Below are 16,995 nucleotides of genomic sequence, written 5' to 3'. Positions count from 1 at the left end.
GCTTGTCCAAGAGGGGGAGTGATTAAGCTGCCATTAATAATTCTTGATGAACTTGGATCGGTGTTTTGCTCTTCAAACATCGTTGATAGCGACCATTGTTGTAATAGTTCATGTATTTCTCGATCATTTCAACGAGACTTTCTCTACTGATAAACTTTCGCCGATAATATTTTTCTCGCTTAAGCATTCCCCAAAAGCCTTCCATTGGACCATTATCGGTACAACGGGCGACACGAGACATACTCTGCTTCATTTTCGCTTTCTTTAGCTTTGTGCAAAAAACTTTACTTGTATATTGAAATCCGCGATCGCTATGAAATAGTGGATGAGCGGTTGGTTCGGCGGCGACTGCTTGATCGAAGGTATCAAAGACTAATTTATTGTCATTTTTGTCGCTGATGACAAATGAAACAATGCGACGATCGGCGAGATCGAGAATAGCGCTCAAATAGATTTTCTTCACTTCGGCCCCTTCATAATACTTGAATTCACGCACATCTGTTAGCCATTTTTGATTCGGTTGATCCGCATAGAACTTTCGATTCAAATAATTTTTCGCAATATGATACGGAGTCTTGGATGCCTTAGTGATACTATTGCCTGAATGCTTGATGGTTGATTGGATTTGAAGTTTGCGACAGATTCGAAGAATACGCTTGTCATTCACTTGAAAGCCATAATCATTCACGAGATCTTCACAGATTCTGCGATATCCTTTATCGTTGTCTGCTTCATAAATATAGCGAACAAGGTCTGCCAACTGTTCATTCAATACCACTTCCGGCAGTTTGGGATTTTTTACCCAACGATAATAGGCCGATCTTGTGACATGGAGCAGGGTACACATGGTGTTAATTGGATAGCTTTTTGTCTCGTGCAGCTCTTTGATCGATTGGTATTCAAACGTATGACGAACTAATTCAAATCCCGCCTCCTTTCTAACTCGCTGACTTTTTTTAACAGGTCATTTTCCATTTCAAGCAACTTGATCCGTCGTTCTTGTTGAGCCAGTTTATCGCGCATTTCTTCTTCGGGTGTTCTGGCAGGTTTACTTCCCGCTCGTTGCCCTCGACGGTCTTCTAAGCCTTTTTCTCCCATCTCGTCGTATTTCAACACCCAGTTCCGAACTTGTTGGTAAGAGACTTGGTACTGAATCGCGGTTTTCCCATAGTCTCGACCGTTGATAATACAGTCATGCACAATTTTAATTCGTTCATTCAATGTTGTTTTTCTGGATTTACTCATTCTACTTCCACCACTTTCTGATTTGAAGTTTCTATGAGTATTATATATCTTTAACCAGTCTTCTAATTGTTTTTTGTTACGAAGCCCGTATTTCTTGGCGACAGCTCTTAAGCTACCATGTGTTCCAGCTAAATAATCATGGACCGCATTCAGTTTCAACTCTGTTGAGTATGATTGATTCCTTTTTGTAGGGAGTAAACCTGTGGGTCCTTCATTCTCATAAAGAGTGATCCACCTTTCTATCGTACTGAAACTTACTTGTGCTTCTTTGGCCAGGCTGTTTATGCTAGCTTCATTTTTTAAAGCTCTTTCTACAAAAGCTAGCCGTTCTTCTGAACTTAATTTCATTTTTCCTCTAGACATACAAACTCCCCCTATATAAGCCACTTTATATTTCAGTGTCCTATATAGGGGGAGCATATCAATGTGGTCTTTGTCTTTTTTTGTTAACTATAGCAAAGCCTCCCAAAGAAATCTTTTGGGAGGTATGTTCTTTTGTCATTCACATTCTGATGATTGCTGGAGTCGATCATTGAAACAACAGTCTTTTTTATCAAACGTTCCCTAGGATTCTACTTTTTTTGAAAAAATTTGCAAATGACAGATTCACTAAAGGTTCATCCAGTATGCTTTTGTTAGAGAAAAAAAGAGAGGATGTTGGCAAGTGAATTATATGAAACGAGCATGGTTGAGTGTGACGAGAAAGCGAGGGAAATCTGCGATATTGTTTGCTGTTATTCTGATATTAGGAAATGTGATCGCTGGCGCAATTGCTGTCAATCAATCGACTCAAAATGTCGAAAAGCAGATCAAAAATCAATTAGGCTCGCTGGCAACGATTGAAGTCGATCATGAAGCGATGATGGCAAATAGTGACGGCAGTGCAAGTATGGAGGAGATTCAGCCGTTGCCAGAGGAGCTGATCAAACAGATCGGTGAGCGCTCCGAGGTCAAGCAGTACGATTATTTGCGAGAAGCAACGATTGCTGTTGAAAACTTCAAACCTTATCGTTTTAGTCCTGAAGAGGACGACGACAATGTCATGATTTTCGGAGGAATATCTCCTTGGGTTTATTTAACAGGAACCAATCTCTTAAAGCCGTTGGATTTTGAAGAAGATACGGTGGATTTAACACAGGGACGCTTTTTTACTGAAGAGGAACAGCGTACCGGAAAACGTGTGGGCTTGATATCGGAAGAGATGGCTCAGGAAAACGGCTTGACCGTGGGAGACACTATGATCTTAGATGGTCAGTTTGTCGATTATTCGTCAGGGATGGACCCTGAAAAGCAAAAAGGCAATGATTACTCCATCGAAATCGTCGGGATATTTAAAAATACCAGCTTAGAAAAAGCAAATAATCAAGGACAAGATGGCATGGCCAGCTCGTTTGCATTTGATGATCGGCCCTTCAATCGTATCTATATGCCGAATGATGCCGTGAAAACGATTGTTGAAGAGGAACGTGCGGGACAGCAAGCGGCGTTTCCAGCGACAGATTTCGGTTCTGATGAGGAGTTCTTCACTCCACAATTCATTTTGAACCAACCAGAAGATGCAGAGCAATTCAAACAAGAGGTGACACCGCTCTTGCCAAATGGCTATAAGGTCAATGCCTCTACGGATGAGTATGACCGTGTGGGGACCAGCATGAATCGCTTATCACAGATTTCATCATATGTCGTAGTGATTGCGGTGATTGCTTCCTTGATTATTATCTCCTTGATCATTGTGCTGTTTACCCGCGATCGTAAATATGAGTTAGGTATCTACCTTTCGTTAGGAGAACGACGGAAATACGTGTTTGCACAGATCGTGCTCGAACTCCTGTTGATTGGTGTCAGTGCAATGTTGATCTCCTTGGTCACAGGGAATATGCTGGGCAAGATGGTTTCTGAATCTTTGTTATCCAGTAATATGCTAGAGGCAAATCAAGCAGGGGTGGAGCAATTCTTTGTGGGTGTACCGAAAATCGATCAAGCAACGATCAACGAAGCGTTTCGCGTTCAATACACCCTGTCTTATATCATTGCCTTTTTAGCGACCGGGATCTTGACGATCTTGCTTTCGGCAGTGGTGCCGCTGTTGTATATTTTACGTTTGAATCCGAAAAAAATCATGCTGTAAGGAGCGAAGAACATGGCAATTTTAGAAACCAAAGAGATGACGTATTACTACCAAGATGGTGAGAATCGTCGGAAGATTTTAGATAAAACCAATATCTCCTTTGAAAAAGGTAAATTTTACACGATTTTAGGGAAATCAGGCTCTGGAAAGACCACCTTTCTTTCCTTGATCAGTGCATTGGATCAACCAACCGATGGGGAAGTATTTTTTGAAGGAAAAAATATCAAAACGATCGGCTATGAAGAGTATCGCCGCAACAAGATCAGTTTGATTTTTCAAAGTTACAACTTGATCCCTTATTTGACGGCATTAGAAAATGTCCTTGTTTCGATGGCGATCTCAGACAACAAGCTCCCCGATCAACACGATCAAATTGCGTATCGCTTGCTGGATTATATCGGAATCACCTCCACGAAAGCCGATCGTTTCGTCAATCAGCTATCCGGTGGGGAACAACAGCGGGTCGCCATCGCTCGTGCCTTGGCGACCAATGTTGATATCATTTTAGCTGATGAGCCGACGGGAAATTTGGATGAAGGCATGGAGCAAGAAATCGTGGATATTTTTAAAGATTTAGCTACTTTACACAACAAGTGCATCATCGTAGTGACCCATTCGACTGAAATTGCCAAGCAGTCGGATCAGACATTTTATTTGAAAAAAGGTGAGTTGACGGCCTATGAGTGATTTTTTATCGAAGTTTGAAGAAGAACCGAAAGAGCCAGACAAGGAATCAGCTACAGCTAAAGCACCTTCTTCCCGGGCTTCCCGCAAAGAAAAAGGTTCAGCTTCTTTAGAAGAGGGGATCGAATACGATCCCTCCTTCAAAAAGAAACGGCGGAAAAAACGACTGCTGGGGATGGGTGCGTTACTCGGGTTACTTATACTCAGCGGCTTTTTATTTTTCCAATTGGCGTACGTCCGACTGGATAACTTTGTGGACAAAGAGATCTCAGAAGTCAGGGAATGGGCGGCGGAACATGATCTTGCGATCGATGTGACGCCTGCCTATGATGAAGCCCCAGCCAATCAAGTGATCGCCCAAGAAGAAGCCGCCAGAAGTCGAGTCAGAAAAAGAAGCACCCTGCATCTAACGGTGAGCCAAGGCCCAGATCCAGAAGAGAAATTGGCATTGCCAGACTTTATGGAAATGACGAGGGACGAGGCAGCAGAGTGGATCGAAAAAAATCAAGCCAGCAATTTGACGATCGTCGATGAATACCACGATGAGATCGAGGAAAAAGCACCGATTCGAGTAGAATTTACTAATAAAGAAGTCTCGCAAGAAAACTATCATCGTCGAGATGTCGGACGAGTCTTTTATTCCAAAGGCGAAGAAACCTTTGAAAAAGATATTGAAGTACCAGACTTTCGTGATAAAACCCGTGCAGAGGTAGAAACATGGGGGAAAGCCCATGAGCTGGAGCTTGAAATCAAAGAACAGGCTTCGGATACTGTGGAAGAAGGCAAAGTCATTGAACAAAGCGTGGCACCAAAAGAAAAAATCGCGAAACGGGATGCGTTTCAAGTAACGATTTCTCTAGGGAAAGGGGTCACCGTACCAGACTTTTCAACGATTTTACCAGATGATGCCCAGGCCGCTGTTGAGGGGGTCACTGTGCGGATGCGGATGCAGTTTACTCAGAGTCTGCCTTACGGACAATTGATCTCGCAAAGTGAGACCGCCGGGACCGTTTTAACCAGCAAAGATGACCAAGGCATTGAAGTCGTCTATTCAGCAGGTCAACCGTATATCAAAGATTACCGTCGAAGCGAGCTCCTTGAAGGGGATCTGCAAAAACTCTTCTTTGATGAATTCCGTTCAAAAGGGGCGAACATCAGCTATCAAGTCCGTTATGTCAATTCAGCAGAACCCTACGGGACAATCGTGGGGATGAGCAAGTTCAATCAGTTTTTACCGTTAGAAGATACGATCACCTTCGATATCAGCTTAGGCAATCAGACAGCCCCAGCGGCTACTGATCCAGAATAGCCGAGCGGATTTATCGATGACCTGCAAAAAGGAGGAAACCCATGCGTCATCAAGAGAATTTTCAAGACCTTAGGAAAAAGCTGTTTGTCTTTTTGTTAAGCGGTATGGTAGCATTGTTGCTACACATGTGGATTCATCAATCCAGCGAACACTTGCGGATCGTTTCAACAGAACGGTTTATTGGAGAACAATTGGAATGATCCTACAGGAATGATTGTGCTTACCGAAAAGTGATTGAAAAAAGAAATGATGAGTGTAAAAGGGGGACTGACCGATGCGGATCTTATTCGTAGAAGATGAGCCATCGATCGCAGAAGCGGTTGCCAGCTTATTGAAAAAACGGGAGCGTCAATAATTTTGTGTAAATGATTCTTCCCTACTGCAGATTGTTTCTAATTCTCAATCAGTTGGCTTAGCATTTGTTCAAGTTCGCCTTCGGCCTGTTGAAAGCCTTTATGACTGCGACCTAGGAATTTTTGGTTGTAAGTATCAAAAGACGAGACTAAGAAACGTTCCATCGACTCTTCGTTTTGGAACTGTTCCTTGCGGTGGCTGTATTTCTTGATTTGCTTATTAAAGGATTCAATCAAGTTCGTAGAATAAATACTCTTGCGTATGGCCAAGGGGAAATCATAGAAAGTGAGCAAGTGAGCGTTCGAAAGAATCGATTCAACCACTTTTGGATAGCTGGTTTTCCATTTTTCCGCAAAAGCACCACGTGCTTCCAACGCCACCTCTTTAGATGAGGCTTGATACACCATTTTAAAATCATCACAGACTTCCTTACGATCATCGACACGCACTTTGTGACTGATATTACGGGAAACGTGTACACAACAATGTTGAAAACGAGCTTTGGGATAGAACCGACTAATCGCTCCTACCATCCCCTTTAAGCCATCCGTGATGAACAGGAGGACATTTTTCAAACCGCGCTCTTGAAGGTCCAATAAAATTTCCTCCCAAATCGTGATGGATTCAGTCGGTGCAATCGCATAGCTCAATACTTCCTTTGATCCGTCCGGGCGAATGCCAACTGCGATATGAATAGCTTCCTTGGCGACGGTTTTCCGCTTTAACGGAATATACGTTGCGTCCATATAAATAGCAGCATAACGGTCATGAAGCTCCCGCCCTTTAAACGCCGTTACCTCTTCTGTAAATGATTTTGTTATATTGGACATGGTTTGGGGCGTGTAGTGATGCCCATACATTTTCTCAATCAAGTCTGCGATTTCCGACATGGTAATACCTTTTCGGAAGAGGTGAATGACGGTCTCCTCTAACGTGTCATTCGTCCGTCTATAAGCAGGAACAGTCTGTTGCTTGAACTCACCATTGCGGTCGCGCGGAATCTGGAGATGAAGTTCCCCATACTCGGTCTTGACCGTACGGTCATAGGAGCCGTTACGAGAATTACCCGTGTTAAAACCAATGCGATCATACTTTTCGTAATCTAGGAAAGCCGTTAACTCCGTTTTGAGAAGCGTATTGACTGCTTTCTCCAAATGGACACGGAATAATTCATTCAAATCGCCTTTGTTCGCTAGAGTCTTTAGAATTTCTGTAGTAAAATCGTTCATAGGGAAGTCCTCTCTTCTGTGAATGTGTTGTGGTAACTCTATTCTACAGAAGGGACTTCCTTTTTTCTATTTACACAAAATATTTTACACTCTCGAAAAAACAGCATTATTCCGTTGATTTGGCATATAATGGCGAGACTGGGTTGGACTACGCAGCAAGTGGGGTGTATGACCTTCTCGTTTTGGATATCATGCTGCCAAAAATCGATGGGATCACATTACTAAAGACGTTACGCAAGCAAAATATTCGCACGCCGATCATTATGTTGACGGCCAAAAGCGAAGTTGATGACAAAGTGCTCGGCTTGGATGCAGGGGCAGATGATTACTTGACGAAACCCTTTCAAATGAAAGAGCTGCTGGCACGGATTCGTTCATTAAGTAGAAGAAAAGACTTGGATTATCAAGAAGACCAGTTAGCATTTGGCAATGTGGTCTTGGCGCGTAATGAGCTGCAGTTGGCTACGACGACCAATCAAGTGGTGCTGTCACCCAAAGAAATGAAACTGATGGAGCTATTTTTATCCAGACCTAAAGTGATTTTATCAAAAGAAACCATCATCAATAAGATTTGGGGCTTTGATCCCGATGTGGAAGAAAACCGCGTTGAGATCTATGTGTCTTTGCTGCGGAAAAAACTGACGCTGCTTGAAGCGGATATCGGCATTCGCACGATCCGCAATGCGGGGTATATTTTGCAGAGCAAGGAGCCGCCATGTTAAAAAAATTACGGAATAAAATGCTGTGGTTTAATATGGCGTTGATCTCAATCATTGTCTTAGGTGCCTTTACCTTTATCTATATTTTGAATGCCACCCAAATTGAAAACGAGATCCAATCATTGATCTCGCAAGAAGCCAACACCTTAGCTGCGGTACCTATGGATGAGGAGGAAGTACGGCAATCACTGACAGAACCTGAGTATCCAATGATGTTGACCATCACGAATAGTACCAGTGAGTTCAGAGAAATCGCTCTAGTCGACGTGGATCAAATGGATGTCGTGATTCAAAGTATTGATGAGAGCGTCGATCAAAACGAGCTTTATGAAGCATTGGTCGATGCAGCGGCGAAACAAGGGGAGATCCCTAACGAAGTGAAGGTGAATGGCCGAAATTGGCGGTATGCGCTCTTTTTGGTGACTTCCTTTAGTCATTATTCGATCAATCATGATTCGACGGGGGAATATTCCACTAGTATCAATAATTACGAGCCATTTTATCAAGTGCTGTTCTTTGACGTCACCGACTACAAAACCAGTCTAAGCAACTTAAGAACCACGCTTTTGATCATCGGGGTCTTAGCCTTAGTCAGTATTTATATCGCTAGCTTTTATGTCGCCAATCGAGCCTTACGACCAGTGGAACTGGCTTGGCGCAAACAAAAAGAGTTTGTCTCTAACGCTTCCCATGAGTTGAAAACACCATTGGCGATCATTCAAGTCAATGCTGAGGTATTAGCTGGCAGTCCAGAAGAAACCTTGGAAAGCCAAATGAAATGGCTGGAAAACATCCAGTTAGGTTCCGAACGGATGGATGAGCTAGTAAATAGCTTATTGATGCTGACCAAATTCGAAAGTGCCGAGCAAGAAGTCGTGCGTTCGGTGATTGATGCCAGTCAAGTCGTGCAAAGTGTTTATCAAAGCATGGAGGCCATTGCACTGGAAAAAGGGATCCACTATCAGGAACAGATCGCTAAACAGGTGCGCCTTGAAAGCAATGAGCAAGCCTTACGGCAATTGACCATGATTTTGGTAGACAATGCCTTGAAATATACACCTACTGGAGAAACCGTCACAGTGGCACTCGTTGAACGCCAACGAAAAACGGTGCTGCAAGTGTCCAACAGTGGTTGCCCGATCCCTGAAGAAAAAATTCCCTATGTCTTTGATCGCTTCTACCGCGGGGATCCTTCTCGCAACCATCAAGACGGTGGCTATGGGTTAGGTTTAGCCATCGCCAAAGCCATCACAGAAATGCTGCAGGCACAAATCAGTTTGACGGTGGATCAAGACGGCGTCAATCACTTTGAAGTTTCATTTCATTGAAAAATGAGCTTTACCGTTAGGAAATAAAAGATATGTCGCTGCGCTCATCAAATCTTTTGCCGCATTTCGAGAAAGTCTCGCTTTCTCGAAATGCGGCTATTTATGCAGCAAAAACGCATTTTTAGGAGAAGGGGACACCAAGGGAAAAAAGTTTTTTTATTTCTCCTTGCAATTTTCACAAAGTTCGGCTATGATATGTGTGTAATCGGTTACACAGGAGGGGAGCAACATGACAACAATTAAAGATGTCGCCAATTTAGCTGGACTTTCCGTGGCGACAGTTTCAAGAGCCATGAATGGGACTGGCTATGTGAGCGAAAAAGCCCGTGAGAAAATCCATCAGGCGATCAATGAATTGAATTATTCCCCCAATGAAGTCGCACGTTCACTGTATCAGAAAAAGTCAAAATTGATTGGTTTGCTACTTCCTGATATATCCAACCCGTTTTTTCCGCTAGTAGCCAAAGGCGTCGAAGACTTTCTACAAAAAAAAGGCTATCAAGTCATCCTTGGCAACATTCAAGAAGACAATGAGAAAGCCAATGAATATTTACGTGCGTTTGAGCAAAACAATGTGGCGGGGATTCTTTCCGCTGTCGAAAATAAAAATCGTACCCAAAGCAATATTCCGACGGTCGTCTTGGATCGGATCGATCAAGATGTCGAATATGGGGTTTATTCGGATGACCTTCAAGGTGGCGAACTTGCTGCTGAAGCGATCTTAAAAGGTGACCCCAAAAAGGTAGTCGTGATTGCTGGGCCTGAATCTGTCACCCGTGCTCGGGATCGTTTATTGAGTGTTGAATACACATTGAAAAAAGCACAAGTTCCTTATGCACTAGTGAAATCCACATCCTTTCTCTTAGAGGATGCGACCTTGACAGCGAAACAAGTTTTTTTAGAACATCCCACTGTCGATAGTGTGATTGCCCCAAGCGATACCCATGCGATTGCCATCATGCAAGAGGCTTATCATCATGGCGTAAAGATCCCAGAACAACTTCAAGTGATCGGCTATGACGATATTCCCATCAGTAAATTGGTGGTGCCACGCTTGACGACGATCCATCAGCCTGCTTATCAAGTAGGTTACAAAGGAGCAGAAATGCTCTTTGCATTGATCAACGATCAATTTATTGAACAGAAAAAAATCATCCTTCCTGTTCATTTAGAAGAAAGAGAGACAGTAAGAAATGGAGGAACGCCAATTGAATAAGATCATCGTCATTGGTAGTATGGCAACAGATTTTGTAGTCACTACGAAGGTGAAACCCAATCAAGGAGAAACGGTTTTTGGGGAAAAATTTGACACGAATTTTGGCGGCAAAGGAGCAAACCAAGCCATCGCCGCTAGCCGTTTAGGCGCAGAAGTAGCAATGCTAGGCCATGTAGGAACCGATCGTTTCGGAAATGAAATCGTCGAAAACTTAAACGTGAACGGCGTTTCTACGGAGAATGTGGAACCCGTTACACATTTTCCATCTGGTGCCGCGCATATCATTTTGCATGAAAATGACAATAGCATCATTGTCATACCCGGTGCCAATAATGCGCTTGATTTAGCTCGCTTTTCCGAAATAAAAGCAAACATCACAGAGGCTGATTTAGTGATTTTGCAAAACGAGATTCCCCAAGAAGCCAATGAAGCCATCATCGACTGGTGTTGGGAAGCAAAAATCCCTGTTTTATATAATCCAGCACCTGCGAGAAAGCTCAATCCGCGTATGTTATCTAAGGTGGGGTATCTGACCCCTAATGAACATGAGTTTAAGTTGCTTTTCCCCAATCAAAAGCTTGCTGACGTTTTAGCAGCCTACCCTAATCGATTGATCGTTACCCTAGGTGCCAAAGGAGCGATTTTCCATAATGGGAAGTCGGAGGTCTTAGTTCCTGCCTTTCCAGTTGCTGCGGTCGATACTACGGGAGCTGGTGATACCTTCAATGGTGCATTAGCAGTAGGGATTTTAGCAGGTGTTCCCTTAGAAAACGCCATTGCCTTTGCCAACTTAGCAGCAGCAATCTCCGTCAAAGGATATGGTGCTCAAGGCGGAATGCCTACATTAAAGGAAATGAAGGAGAGTCCATTGTATGAAGAAGCATGGGGCATTAAATAGTGAGATCGACAAATTATTGGCGGATTTAGGCCACACCGATCAGCTTACGATCGGGGACTTGGGGTTGCCAGTACCCACAGGGGTGAAAAAAATCGATCTGGCATTAAAACTAGGTAGTCCGAGTTTTGAAGAGGTGTTATTAGTAATGCAACAAGAGATGGCAATCGAGGCGATCGTTTTAGCAGAGGAAATAAAAACGGAGAATGCGGAGCAGTGGCAATTGATTCAAAAAACGTTCCCGAATGTTCCGATTCGTTTTGTTCCACATGAGGCATTCAAAGGAGAAACAAAGGAAAGCAAAGCCATTATTCGAACAGGGGAAGCGACACCCTATTCAAACATTATTTTACAAGCAGCCGTTATCTTCTAAAGAGACAGGAGGAAATCATGTGCAAGTCGAGATGAGCAATATTGAGAAATCCTTTGGGAAGAATCAAGTGTTAAGAGATGTCTCACTAACATTGTACCCTGGAGAAATCCATGCCCTAATGGGAGAAAATGGGGCAGGCAAGTCAACGTTGATGAACATTTTAACTGGGTTACATGCCAAAGATGCAGGGACGATTTTGATCGATGGCAAAGAAACGAACTACGCCGATCCGAAGGAAGCCGAACAAGCCGGTGTGAGCTTTATCCATCAAGAAATGAATAACTGGGAACAGATGACTGTATTGGATAACTTATTCTTGAATCGGGAATTGAAAACCACCTTTGGGCTACTAGATACGAAGAAAATGGCAAGCAAAGCGCAGGCAGTCTTTGAACAGTTAGGGATTCAGATCCCCCTTCAAAAAGAAGTGGATGAACTATCAGTCGGGCAACAGCAAATGATCGAGATCACGAAAGCGCTGATGACTGATGCCAAGGTGTTGATCATGGATGAACCGACTGCTGCCTTGTCGGATAAGGAAATTAATAATTTGTTTCAAATCATTCGTCGCTTGAAAGAAAACGGCGTAGCGATCGTTTATATCTCTCACCGAATGGAGGAGATTTTCAAAATAAGTGACAAGATCACTGTGATGCGGGATGGTCTATCGATCGATACGAAAAAGACGCAGGATACAACGATGGATGAGGTCGTGAAGAAAATGGTCGGTAGAGAGTTAGCTGATTATTATCCAGAAAAACAAGCGCAGATCGGTGAAGTCGTTTTTGAAGTAAAAAATTTAACAGCAGCTTCTAAAGTTTACCAAGGCATCAATTTTCAAGTCAGAGCAGGTGAGATCCTTGGGTTCTCAGGTTTAATGGGTGCTGGACGCACAGAAGTCATGCGAGGAATATTTGGTTTAGATGAAATTGAAAGCGGTACCTTAATCGTCGAAGGGCAAGAAGTGAAAAACTCTTCGCCTTCAAAGGCAATCGCCAATGGCTTTGGCTTTCTAACAGAAAATCGGAAAACGGAAGGCTTGGTCTTAGACTTTTCCCTGACCGATAATATCAGTTTGCCCAGCATTGATAATTTTGTCAAAACAGGCATGGTCGATAGCAAGACTGAAGCCAGTTTCGTTGCGTTAATGATCGAGCGCTTACGCATCAAAACGATGAGTGCCCAGAATTTAGCCAGCGAGCTTTCTGGTGGAAATCAGCAAAAAGTGGTTTTGGCGAAGTGGATCGGTGTCGGACCAAAAGTATTGATTTTAGATGAACCGACACGCGGAGTAGACGTAGGTGCCAAACGAGAGATTTATCAGCTGATGAATGAGTTAGCGGAACGTGGTATTGCGATTTTGATGGTTTCTAGTGATCTACCAGAAGTGCTAGGTGTCAGCGATCGCATCATTGTTTTACACGAAGGAAAAATATCAGGGGAACTCTCTCGGCAAGAAGCCACACAAGAGAAGATCATGACGTATGCGACAGGAGGAAACTAATATGGAAAAAAGTGGTATGAAAACAAAACAACTCTCGGAATCAATTAGTAAATTGGGACCTTTACTCGCTTTGATTGCTCTAGTGGCTGCTGTCACTGCCTTAAATCCAAGCTTTTTATCACCCAGTAATTTGTTGAATCTTTTGCGGCAAGTCGCAGCGAATGGCTTTATTGCATTTGGAATGACCTTTGTCATTTTGACTGGGGGCATTGATTTGTCTGTAGGGTCCACCTTGGCACTTTCCAGTGCCTTGACAGCAGGAATGATGGCCAATGGGGTGTCACCTTTAGTCGCTATTTTGATTGGGTTACTAAGCGGAGCGATCCTTGGTGCGTTGAATGGACTACTGATCTCAAAAGGAAAAATGGCGCCGTTTATCGCAACCTTAGCAACGATGACGATCTATCGGGGCGCTACCTTAGTGTACACCAATGGAAATCCAATCACTGGACTAGGTGACAGCTTTCTATTCAGCTTTATTGGTCGTGGGTATCTTTTCGGGATTCCTTTTCCAGTCGTATTGATGTTTCTCGTGTTCTTTCTTTTGTTCTTGTTGCTTCATCGCACCGCCTTCGGACGAAAAACCTATGCCATCGGTGGCAATGAAAAGGCCGCTTTTATTGCTGGTGTGAAAATCGATAAGATAAAACTGATCATTTATTCGATCTCTGGATTGATGGCTTCAATCAGTGGCATGATCATCACTTCTAGGTTGAATTCTGCGCAACCAACAGCAGGGCAAGCCTATGAGATGGATGCGATTGCAGCAGTCGTTTTAGGTGGTACGAGCTTATCTGGTGGAAGAGGCAGAATTTTTGGCACGTTGATCGGGGCATTGATCATTGGTACGTTGAACAATGGTCTAAATCTATTGGGTGTCTCAAGTTTTTATCAACAAATCGTTAAAGGGATCGTGATCGTAATTGCAGTGTTACTGGATCGGAAAAGGAAATAAAAAATAGGAGGATCTATTATGAAAAAAATGTTTTTATTGGCAGCAGGCGTATTGGTACTTTCTGGATGTGGAGCGGCAACATTGGACAACGGTGGCAGTAGTGAGACACAAAGTGAGGAAAAAGCAGCTTCAGAATTGACAGTTGGTGTATCGATCTCCACCCTCAATAACCCGTTTTTTGTTTCCATGCAAGAGGGGATCAATCAATTGGCTGAGGAAAATGACACCGATGTACGCTTTGTTGATGCCCAAGATGATACTGCCAAGCAAAGCAATGATATTGATGATTTGATCCAACAAGGCGTGGATGTGCTTTTGATCAATCCCGTTGATTCTGCTGCTATCGTCCCAGCTGTTGAAGCCGCTAATAATGCCAATATCCCAGTTATCGCCATCGACCGTAGTAGCGATGGGGGAACGCTTTTGACGACGGTTGCCTCCAATAACGAAGAAGGTGGGAAAATGGCAGCAGAATTTATTCTCGAACAATTAGGGGAAAACGCAAAAGTGGTAGAACTTGAAGGCGTCCCTGGCGCTTCTGCAACCAGAGAGCGAGGAAAAGGCTTTGATGATTATGCCAAAGACAAACTGGATGTTGTTGAAAAGCAATCCGCAAACTTCAATCGAGCAGAAGGATTAACGGTTATGGAAAATATCCTCCAAGCCAACAATGACATTCAAGGCGTCTTTGCTCAAAACGATGAAATGGCTTTAGGGGCAGCCGAAGCGATGGGAAACCGAGAAGGCGTAGTGATTGTCGGGTTTGACGGTACTGAAGACGGACTCAAAGCCATCGAAGAAGGTAGAATGACGGCAACGATCGCTCAAAAACCAGAAGAAATGGGCCGCCTTGCATTGCAGGCAGCGTTTGACCATTTCCAAGGAAAAACAGTCGCTGAACAAATCGATTCACCATTAGAGTTGGTGAAAAAATAGGTAGACGCTCAATGCATTTCCTACTTTCAACATAGAAAGCCCCTCTTTGGCTGACCATTTAGGTCACCAAAGAGGGGCTTTCTTTAATACGTGGCGTTTCGTTTACTTGTTGCTGGTTAAATCCAATAAGCGGTCTTTCAAGTCTTCTTCTAGATGACCCAATTCCACTTCGGCAGCACGACGTTTTTCTTTTCCTTCTTTTTGGATCCGTAATGTTTCTTGGATCGTTTCCACAAGGTCGTTTTGTGTTTTTTGCAAGGTTTCGATATCGACGATACCGCGCTCGTTTTCTTTCGCTGTTTCAATAGCAGAAACTTTCAACATTTCTGAGTTTTTCTTCAATAGATCATTGGTGGTCTCAGAAACTTGGCGTTGTGCCGTAACTGCATCTTTTTGACGCAATAAAGTCAAGGCAATCACCACTTGGTTTTTCCATAGTGGGATCGCTGTATTGACAGAAGCTTGGATTTTTTCTGCTAGCGCTTGGTTCGTATTTTGGATCAGGCGAATTTGCGGTGCCTGTTGGATCGTGATTTGACGTGCCAAGCGCAAGTCATGAGTTCGTTTGTCTAAACGATCAAGAAATTGCGTGTAATCGTTGGCGATCTGTACGTCCATTTGATCATTCGTTTCTTCTGCTTTTTTCATGGCTTCAGGAATGATTTTGGTTTGCAATTCTTGCATCTTCAACTCGCCAGCGGCAATGTAGATGTTCAATGCATCAAAGTAATCTTTGTTCTTTTGATACAACTGTTCCAACATCATGTTGTCTTTTAGCAATCCGTCTTTTTCTTTATCCAATTTGACGGCGATCTTGTCGATTTGGGCACCGATTTTTTGGTATTTAGCGGTGATTTCAAAAATGGATTGTTTTACTTTACCAAACATTCGCTTGAATAAGTTGCCTTCCCCTGCACGCAGTTCGTCTGGATTGGCTTCTTGCAAGCGATACATCAACTCCGTCAATGAGTCGCCCACAGGGCCGATATCAGCTGCTTGGACATGGTTCAACATGGATTGGGAAAACTCTCCAAGTTTGGTTTGGGCAGCTGCACCATAGGTGATGACCGCTTGCTGGTCGGTCGCATCGATTTTGCTGGCTAATTCTTGGGCCTGTGCTTGACGCTCTGGCGGTAATTTATCAATCAAACGCGGTGCCGTTTGTTGTTCTTTCAGCTGACTGATTTCCGCTTGTTGAGTGGTGGTCAAAGTGTCGACAGGGGTTGAAAATGGGTTGTTCAATAAATCGTCAAGCGTATCCGTTACGGGTTTTGCTTGATTTGGTGTTTCACTCATAATAACTCCTCCTAATAATTGTCTGCTTTCGAAAAAAATCTAGCCTGGGCTAGATTTTTTTTTTAGATTCTTTTCTTGTTGCCAATCAGAATCTATCCCTATTCATTATCTCGTTTTATGCTTTGTTTGGCAATGGATAACTCAACATCCATGTCATCAAGATCGTCTGCTACAAATTGGGAGTAGTCTTTGGCGATCAAGGAAGCCATTTGCTCGATGATTTGGGTGCTTTCCTCGATTTTATCATAGGTCTCACGACTTTTGATCTCATGGCTATTGATTTCAATGAACTTATCGGTCAAATCGACCATGTTGGGCAAGTGTGTATAAAGGAAATGACTTGCCAAAGGCAGTTTGGTCGGTTCTTTCACGAGTTCTTTGAAAAGAGCTTTTGAGGCACGCAAGGCATCGTGACGCAAGTCAATGGCTTTTAACTTGTTATTGCTAGTGATATTTTTTTGGTATTTATCGATTTGGTGTTTCGTCTGATTCATCGTTTCACGGAACAATTCGATCTCACGAGCAGTCATTCCGCTTTTCAAGTAATGGGCTTCTCGTTCTCTCGTTAAAGAAGGCAAAACTTGTGGATCGGCTGCTGGAACTTTACGCCCTCTAATACCGACGTAGACTAAAATCGCACCGACGATTAATAATAGGCTCGCAAATGAATCGCCTACTACGTTAAAAATAATACTGATGAGGACGATCGCACCAACGATCAGCCAGATGTTTTTTTTCATTTTTCCTCCTCCTAAAAATCTCTTGGACAAGTAGATTGGGTTATTCGACATCTTTATTTTAGCATGTTCACTAAAAGAAAAATA

Annotated in this window: 17 protein-coding genes; 12 read left to right on the top strand and 5 right to left on the bottom strand. The window is 43.2% G+C overall.

What is annotated here, in order from left to right:
• Positions 1–22: 22 nt before the first annotated feature.
• Positions 23–880: an IS3 family transposase gene (locus tag IGI71_RS15360; protein ID WP_430616356.1), complete on the bottom strand. Its 858-nt coding sequence runs from the start codon at positions 878–880 to the stop codon at positions 23–25.
• A gap of 35 nt (positions 881–915) precedes the next feature.
• The gene (locus tag IGI71_RS15355) at positions 916–1,608 is read right to left on the bottom strand and encodes a helix-turn-helix domain-containing protein (protein ID WP_074935028.1); all 693 of its coding nucleotides are present in this window, start codon (positions 1,606–1,608) and stop codon (positions 916–918) included.
• A 310-nt stretch (positions 1,609–1,918) separates the two neighbouring features.
• Here IGI71_RS15355 and IGI71_RS15350 point away from each other — a divergent pair, with 310 nt between their 5' ends.
• Genes IGI71_RS15350 through IGI71_RS15335 form a run of 4 tightly spaced genes read left to right on the top strand, consistent with a single transcriptional unit; the run spans position 1,919 to position 5,566 of the window.
• The gene (locus IGI71_RS15350) at positions 1,919–3,373 is read left to right on the top strand and encodes an ABC transporter permease (protein WP_430616358.1); all 1,455 of its coding nucleotides are present in this window, start codon (positions 1,919–1,921) and stop codon (positions 3,371–3,373) included.
• Positions 3,374–3,385: 12 nt separating this feature from the next.
• The gene (locus tag IGI71_RS15345; RefSeq protein ID WP_016609985.1) at positions 3,386–4,060 is read left to right on the top strand and encodes an ABC transporter ATP-binding protein; all 675 of its coding nucleotides are present in this window, start codon (positions 3,386–3,388) and stop codon (positions 4,058–4,060) included.
• Positions 4,053–5,366 (top strand): PASTA domain-containing protein, encoded by a 1,314-nt coding sequence (locus IGI71_RS15340; RefSeq protein WP_194193493.1) that lies wholly within the window; start codon positions 4,053–4,055, stop codon positions 5,364–5,366. Before IGI71_RS15345 ends, IGI71_RS15340 begins: the two co-directional genes overlap by 8 nt.
• Positions 5,367–5,407: 41 nt before the next feature.
• Positions 5,408–5,566 carry a hypothetical protein gene (locus IGI71_RS15335; RefSeq protein ID WP_430615881.1) on the top strand — a complete coding sequence of 53 codons (159 nt, stop codon included), beginning with the start codon at positions 5,408–5,410 and terminating at the stop codon, positions 5,564–5,566.
• A 192-nt stretch (positions 5,567–5,758) separates the two neighbouring features.
• Here IGI71_RS15335 and IGI71_RS15330 read toward each other — a convergent pair whose 3' ends face one another.
• Positions 5,759–6,949 (bottom strand): IS256-like element ISLgar5 family transposase, encoded by a 1,191-nt coding sequence (locus IGI71_RS15330; RefSeq protein ID WP_202546025.1) that lies wholly within the window; start codon positions 6,947–6,949, stop codon positions 5,759–5,761.
• A gap of 68 nt (positions 6,950–7,017) precedes the next feature.
• Here IGI71_RS15330 and IGI71_RS15325 point away from each other — a divergent pair, with 68 nt between their 5' ends.
• The 8 genes from IGI71_RS15325 to IGI71_RS15290 all read left to right on the top strand — a co-directional run bounded on the left by IGI71_RS15325 (position 7,018) and on the right by IGI71_RS15290 (position 14,875).
• Positions 7,018–7,671, top strand: coding sequence for a response regulator transcription factor (locus IGI71_RS15325; RefSeq protein WP_430616357.1), 654 nt, complete (start codon positions 7,018–7,020; stop codon positions 7,669–7,671).
• Positions 7,665–8,996, top strand: coding sequence for a sensor histidine kinase (locus IGI71_RS15320; RefSeq protein WP_074934045.1), 1,332 nt, complete (start codon positions 7,665–7,667; stop codon positions 8,994–8,996). Before IGI71_RS15325 ends, IGI71_RS15320 begins: the two co-directional genes overlap by 7 nt.
• Before the next feature lie 229 nt (positions 8,997–9,225).
• The gene (locus IGI71_RS15315; protein WP_167827318.1) at positions 9,226–10,212 is read left to right on the top strand and encodes a LacI family DNA-binding transcriptional regulator; all 987 of its coding nucleotides are present in this window, start codon (positions 9,226–9,228) and stop codon (positions 10,210–10,212) included.
• Positions 10,205–11,110: a ribokinase gene (gene rbsK, locus IGI71_RS15310; RefSeq protein ID WP_181409218.1), complete on the top strand. Its 906-nt coding sequence runs from the start codon at positions 10,205–10,207 to the stop codon at positions 11,108–11,110. The genes IGI71_RS15315 and rbsK overlap by 8 nt, the downstream gene beginning before the upstream one ends.
• A complete protein-coding gene (rbsD, locus tag IGI71_RS15305) occupies positions 11,085–11,480 on the top strand; it encodes a D-ribose pyranase (RefSeq protein WP_275853884.1) in 396 nt (131 codons plus the stop codon). The genes rbsK and rbsD overlap by 26 nt, the downstream gene beginning before the upstream one ends.
• A 19-nt stretch (positions 11,481–11,499) precedes the next feature.
• The gene (locus IGI71_RS15300; protein WP_060792555.1) at positions 11,500–12,984 is read left to right on the top strand and encodes a sugar ABC transporter ATP-binding protein; all 1,485 of its coding nucleotides are present in this window, start codon (positions 11,500–11,502) and stop codon (positions 12,982–12,984) included.
• Position 12,985: 1 nt separating this feature from the next.
• Positions 12,986–13,939: an ABC transporter permease gene (locus tag IGI71_RS15295; RefSeq protein WP_086337773.1), complete on the top strand. Its 954-nt coding sequence runs from the start codon at positions 12,986–12,988 to the stop codon at positions 13,937–13,939.
• 18 nt (positions 13,940–13,957) lie between these two features.
• The gene (locus IGI71_RS15290; RefSeq protein WP_074934049.1) at positions 13,958–14,875 is read left to right on the top strand and encodes a D-ribose ABC transporter substrate-binding protein; all 918 of its coding nucleotides are present in this window, start codon (positions 13,958–13,960) and stop codon (positions 14,873–14,875) included.
• Between the two features lie 102 nt (positions 14,876–14,977).
• Here IGI71_RS15290 and IGI71_RS15285 read toward each other — a convergent pair whose 3' ends face one another.
• Both IGI71_RS15285 and IGI71_RS15280 read right to left on the bottom strand, forming a co-directional pair.
• Positions 14,978–16,171, bottom strand: a complete 1,194-nt coding sequence (locus tag IGI71_RS15285; RefSeq protein WP_060792554.1) for a toxic anion resistance protein — start codon at positions 16,169–16,171, stop codon at positions 14,978–14,980.
• A gap of 98 nt (positions 16,172–16,269) precedes the next feature.
• The gene (locus IGI71_RS15280; protein WP_010749055.1) at positions 16,270–16,911 is read right to left on the bottom strand and encodes a 5-bromo-4-chloroindolyl phosphate hydrolysis family protein; all 642 of its coding nucleotides are present in this window, start codon (positions 16,909–16,911) and stop codon (positions 16,270–16,272) included.
• Positions 16,912–16,995 lie beyond the last annotated feature (84 nt).

Origin of the sequence: Enterococcus sp. DIV1279b (assembly GCF_050531515.1) — a bacterium.
In the GTDB taxonomy this organism is placed as follows: domain Bacteria; phylum Bacillota; class Bacilli; order Lactobacillales; family Enterococcaceae; genus Enterococcus_D; species Enterococcus_D casseliflavus.
This window is presented reverse-complemented; position numbering and strand designations above follow the sequence as displayed.

Excerpts from the sequence above, each read along its gene's own strand:
- IGI71_RS15355 (WP_074935028.1), bottom strand. The coding sequence starts at position 1,608 with ATGTCTAGAGGAAAAATGAAATTAAGTTCAGAAGAACGGCTAGCTTTT.
- IGI71_RS15350 (WP_430616358.1), top strand. The coding sequence starts at position 1,919 with ATGAAACGAGCATGGTTGAGTGTGACGAGAAAGCGAGGGAAATCTGCG.
- IGI71_RS15345 (WP_016609985.1), top strand. The coding sequence starts at position 3,386 with ATGGCAATTTTAGAAACCAAAGAGATGACGTATTACTACCAAGATGGT.
- IGI71_RS15340 (WP_194193493.1), top strand. The coding sequence starts at position 4,053 with ATGAGTGATTTTTTATCGAAGTTTGAAGAAGAACCGAAAGAGCCAGAC.
- IGI71_RS15335 (WP_430615881.1), top strand. The coding sequence starts at position 5,408 with ATGCGTCATCAAGAGAATTTTCAAGACCTTAGGAAAAAGCTGTTTGTC.
- IGI71_RS15330 (WP_202546025.1), bottom strand. The coding sequence starts at position 6,949 with ATGAACGATTTTACTACAGAAATTCTAAAGACTCTAGCGAACAAAGGC.
- IGI71_RS15320 (WP_074934045.1), top strand. The coding sequence starts at position 7,665 with ATGTTAAAAAAATTACGGAATAAAATGCTGTGGTTTAATATGGCGTTG.
- IGI71_RS15315 (WP_167827318.1), top strand. The coding sequence starts at position 9,226 with ATGACAACAATTAAAGATGTCGCCAATTTAGCTGGACTTTCCGTGGCG.
- rbsD (WP_275853884.1), top strand. The coding sequence starts at position 11,085 with ATGAAGAAGCATGGGGCATTAAATAGTGAGATCGACAAATTATTGGCG.
- IGI71_RS15295 (WP_086337773.1), top strand. The coding sequence starts at position 12,986 with ATGGAAAAAAGTGGTATGAAAACAAAACAACTCTCGGAATCAATTAGT.
- IGI71_RS15290 (WP_074934049.1), top strand. The coding sequence starts at position 13,958 with ATGAAAAAAATGTTTTTATTGGCAGCAGGCGTATTGGTACTTTCTGGA.
- IGI71_RS15285 (WP_060792554.1), bottom strand. The coding sequence starts at position 16,171 with ATGAGTGAAACACCAAATCAAGCAAAACCCGTAACGGATACGCTTGAC.
- IGI71_RS15280 (WP_010749055.1), bottom strand. The coding sequence starts at position 16,911 with ATGAAAAAAAACATCTGGCTGATCGTTGGTGCGATCGTCCTCATCAGT.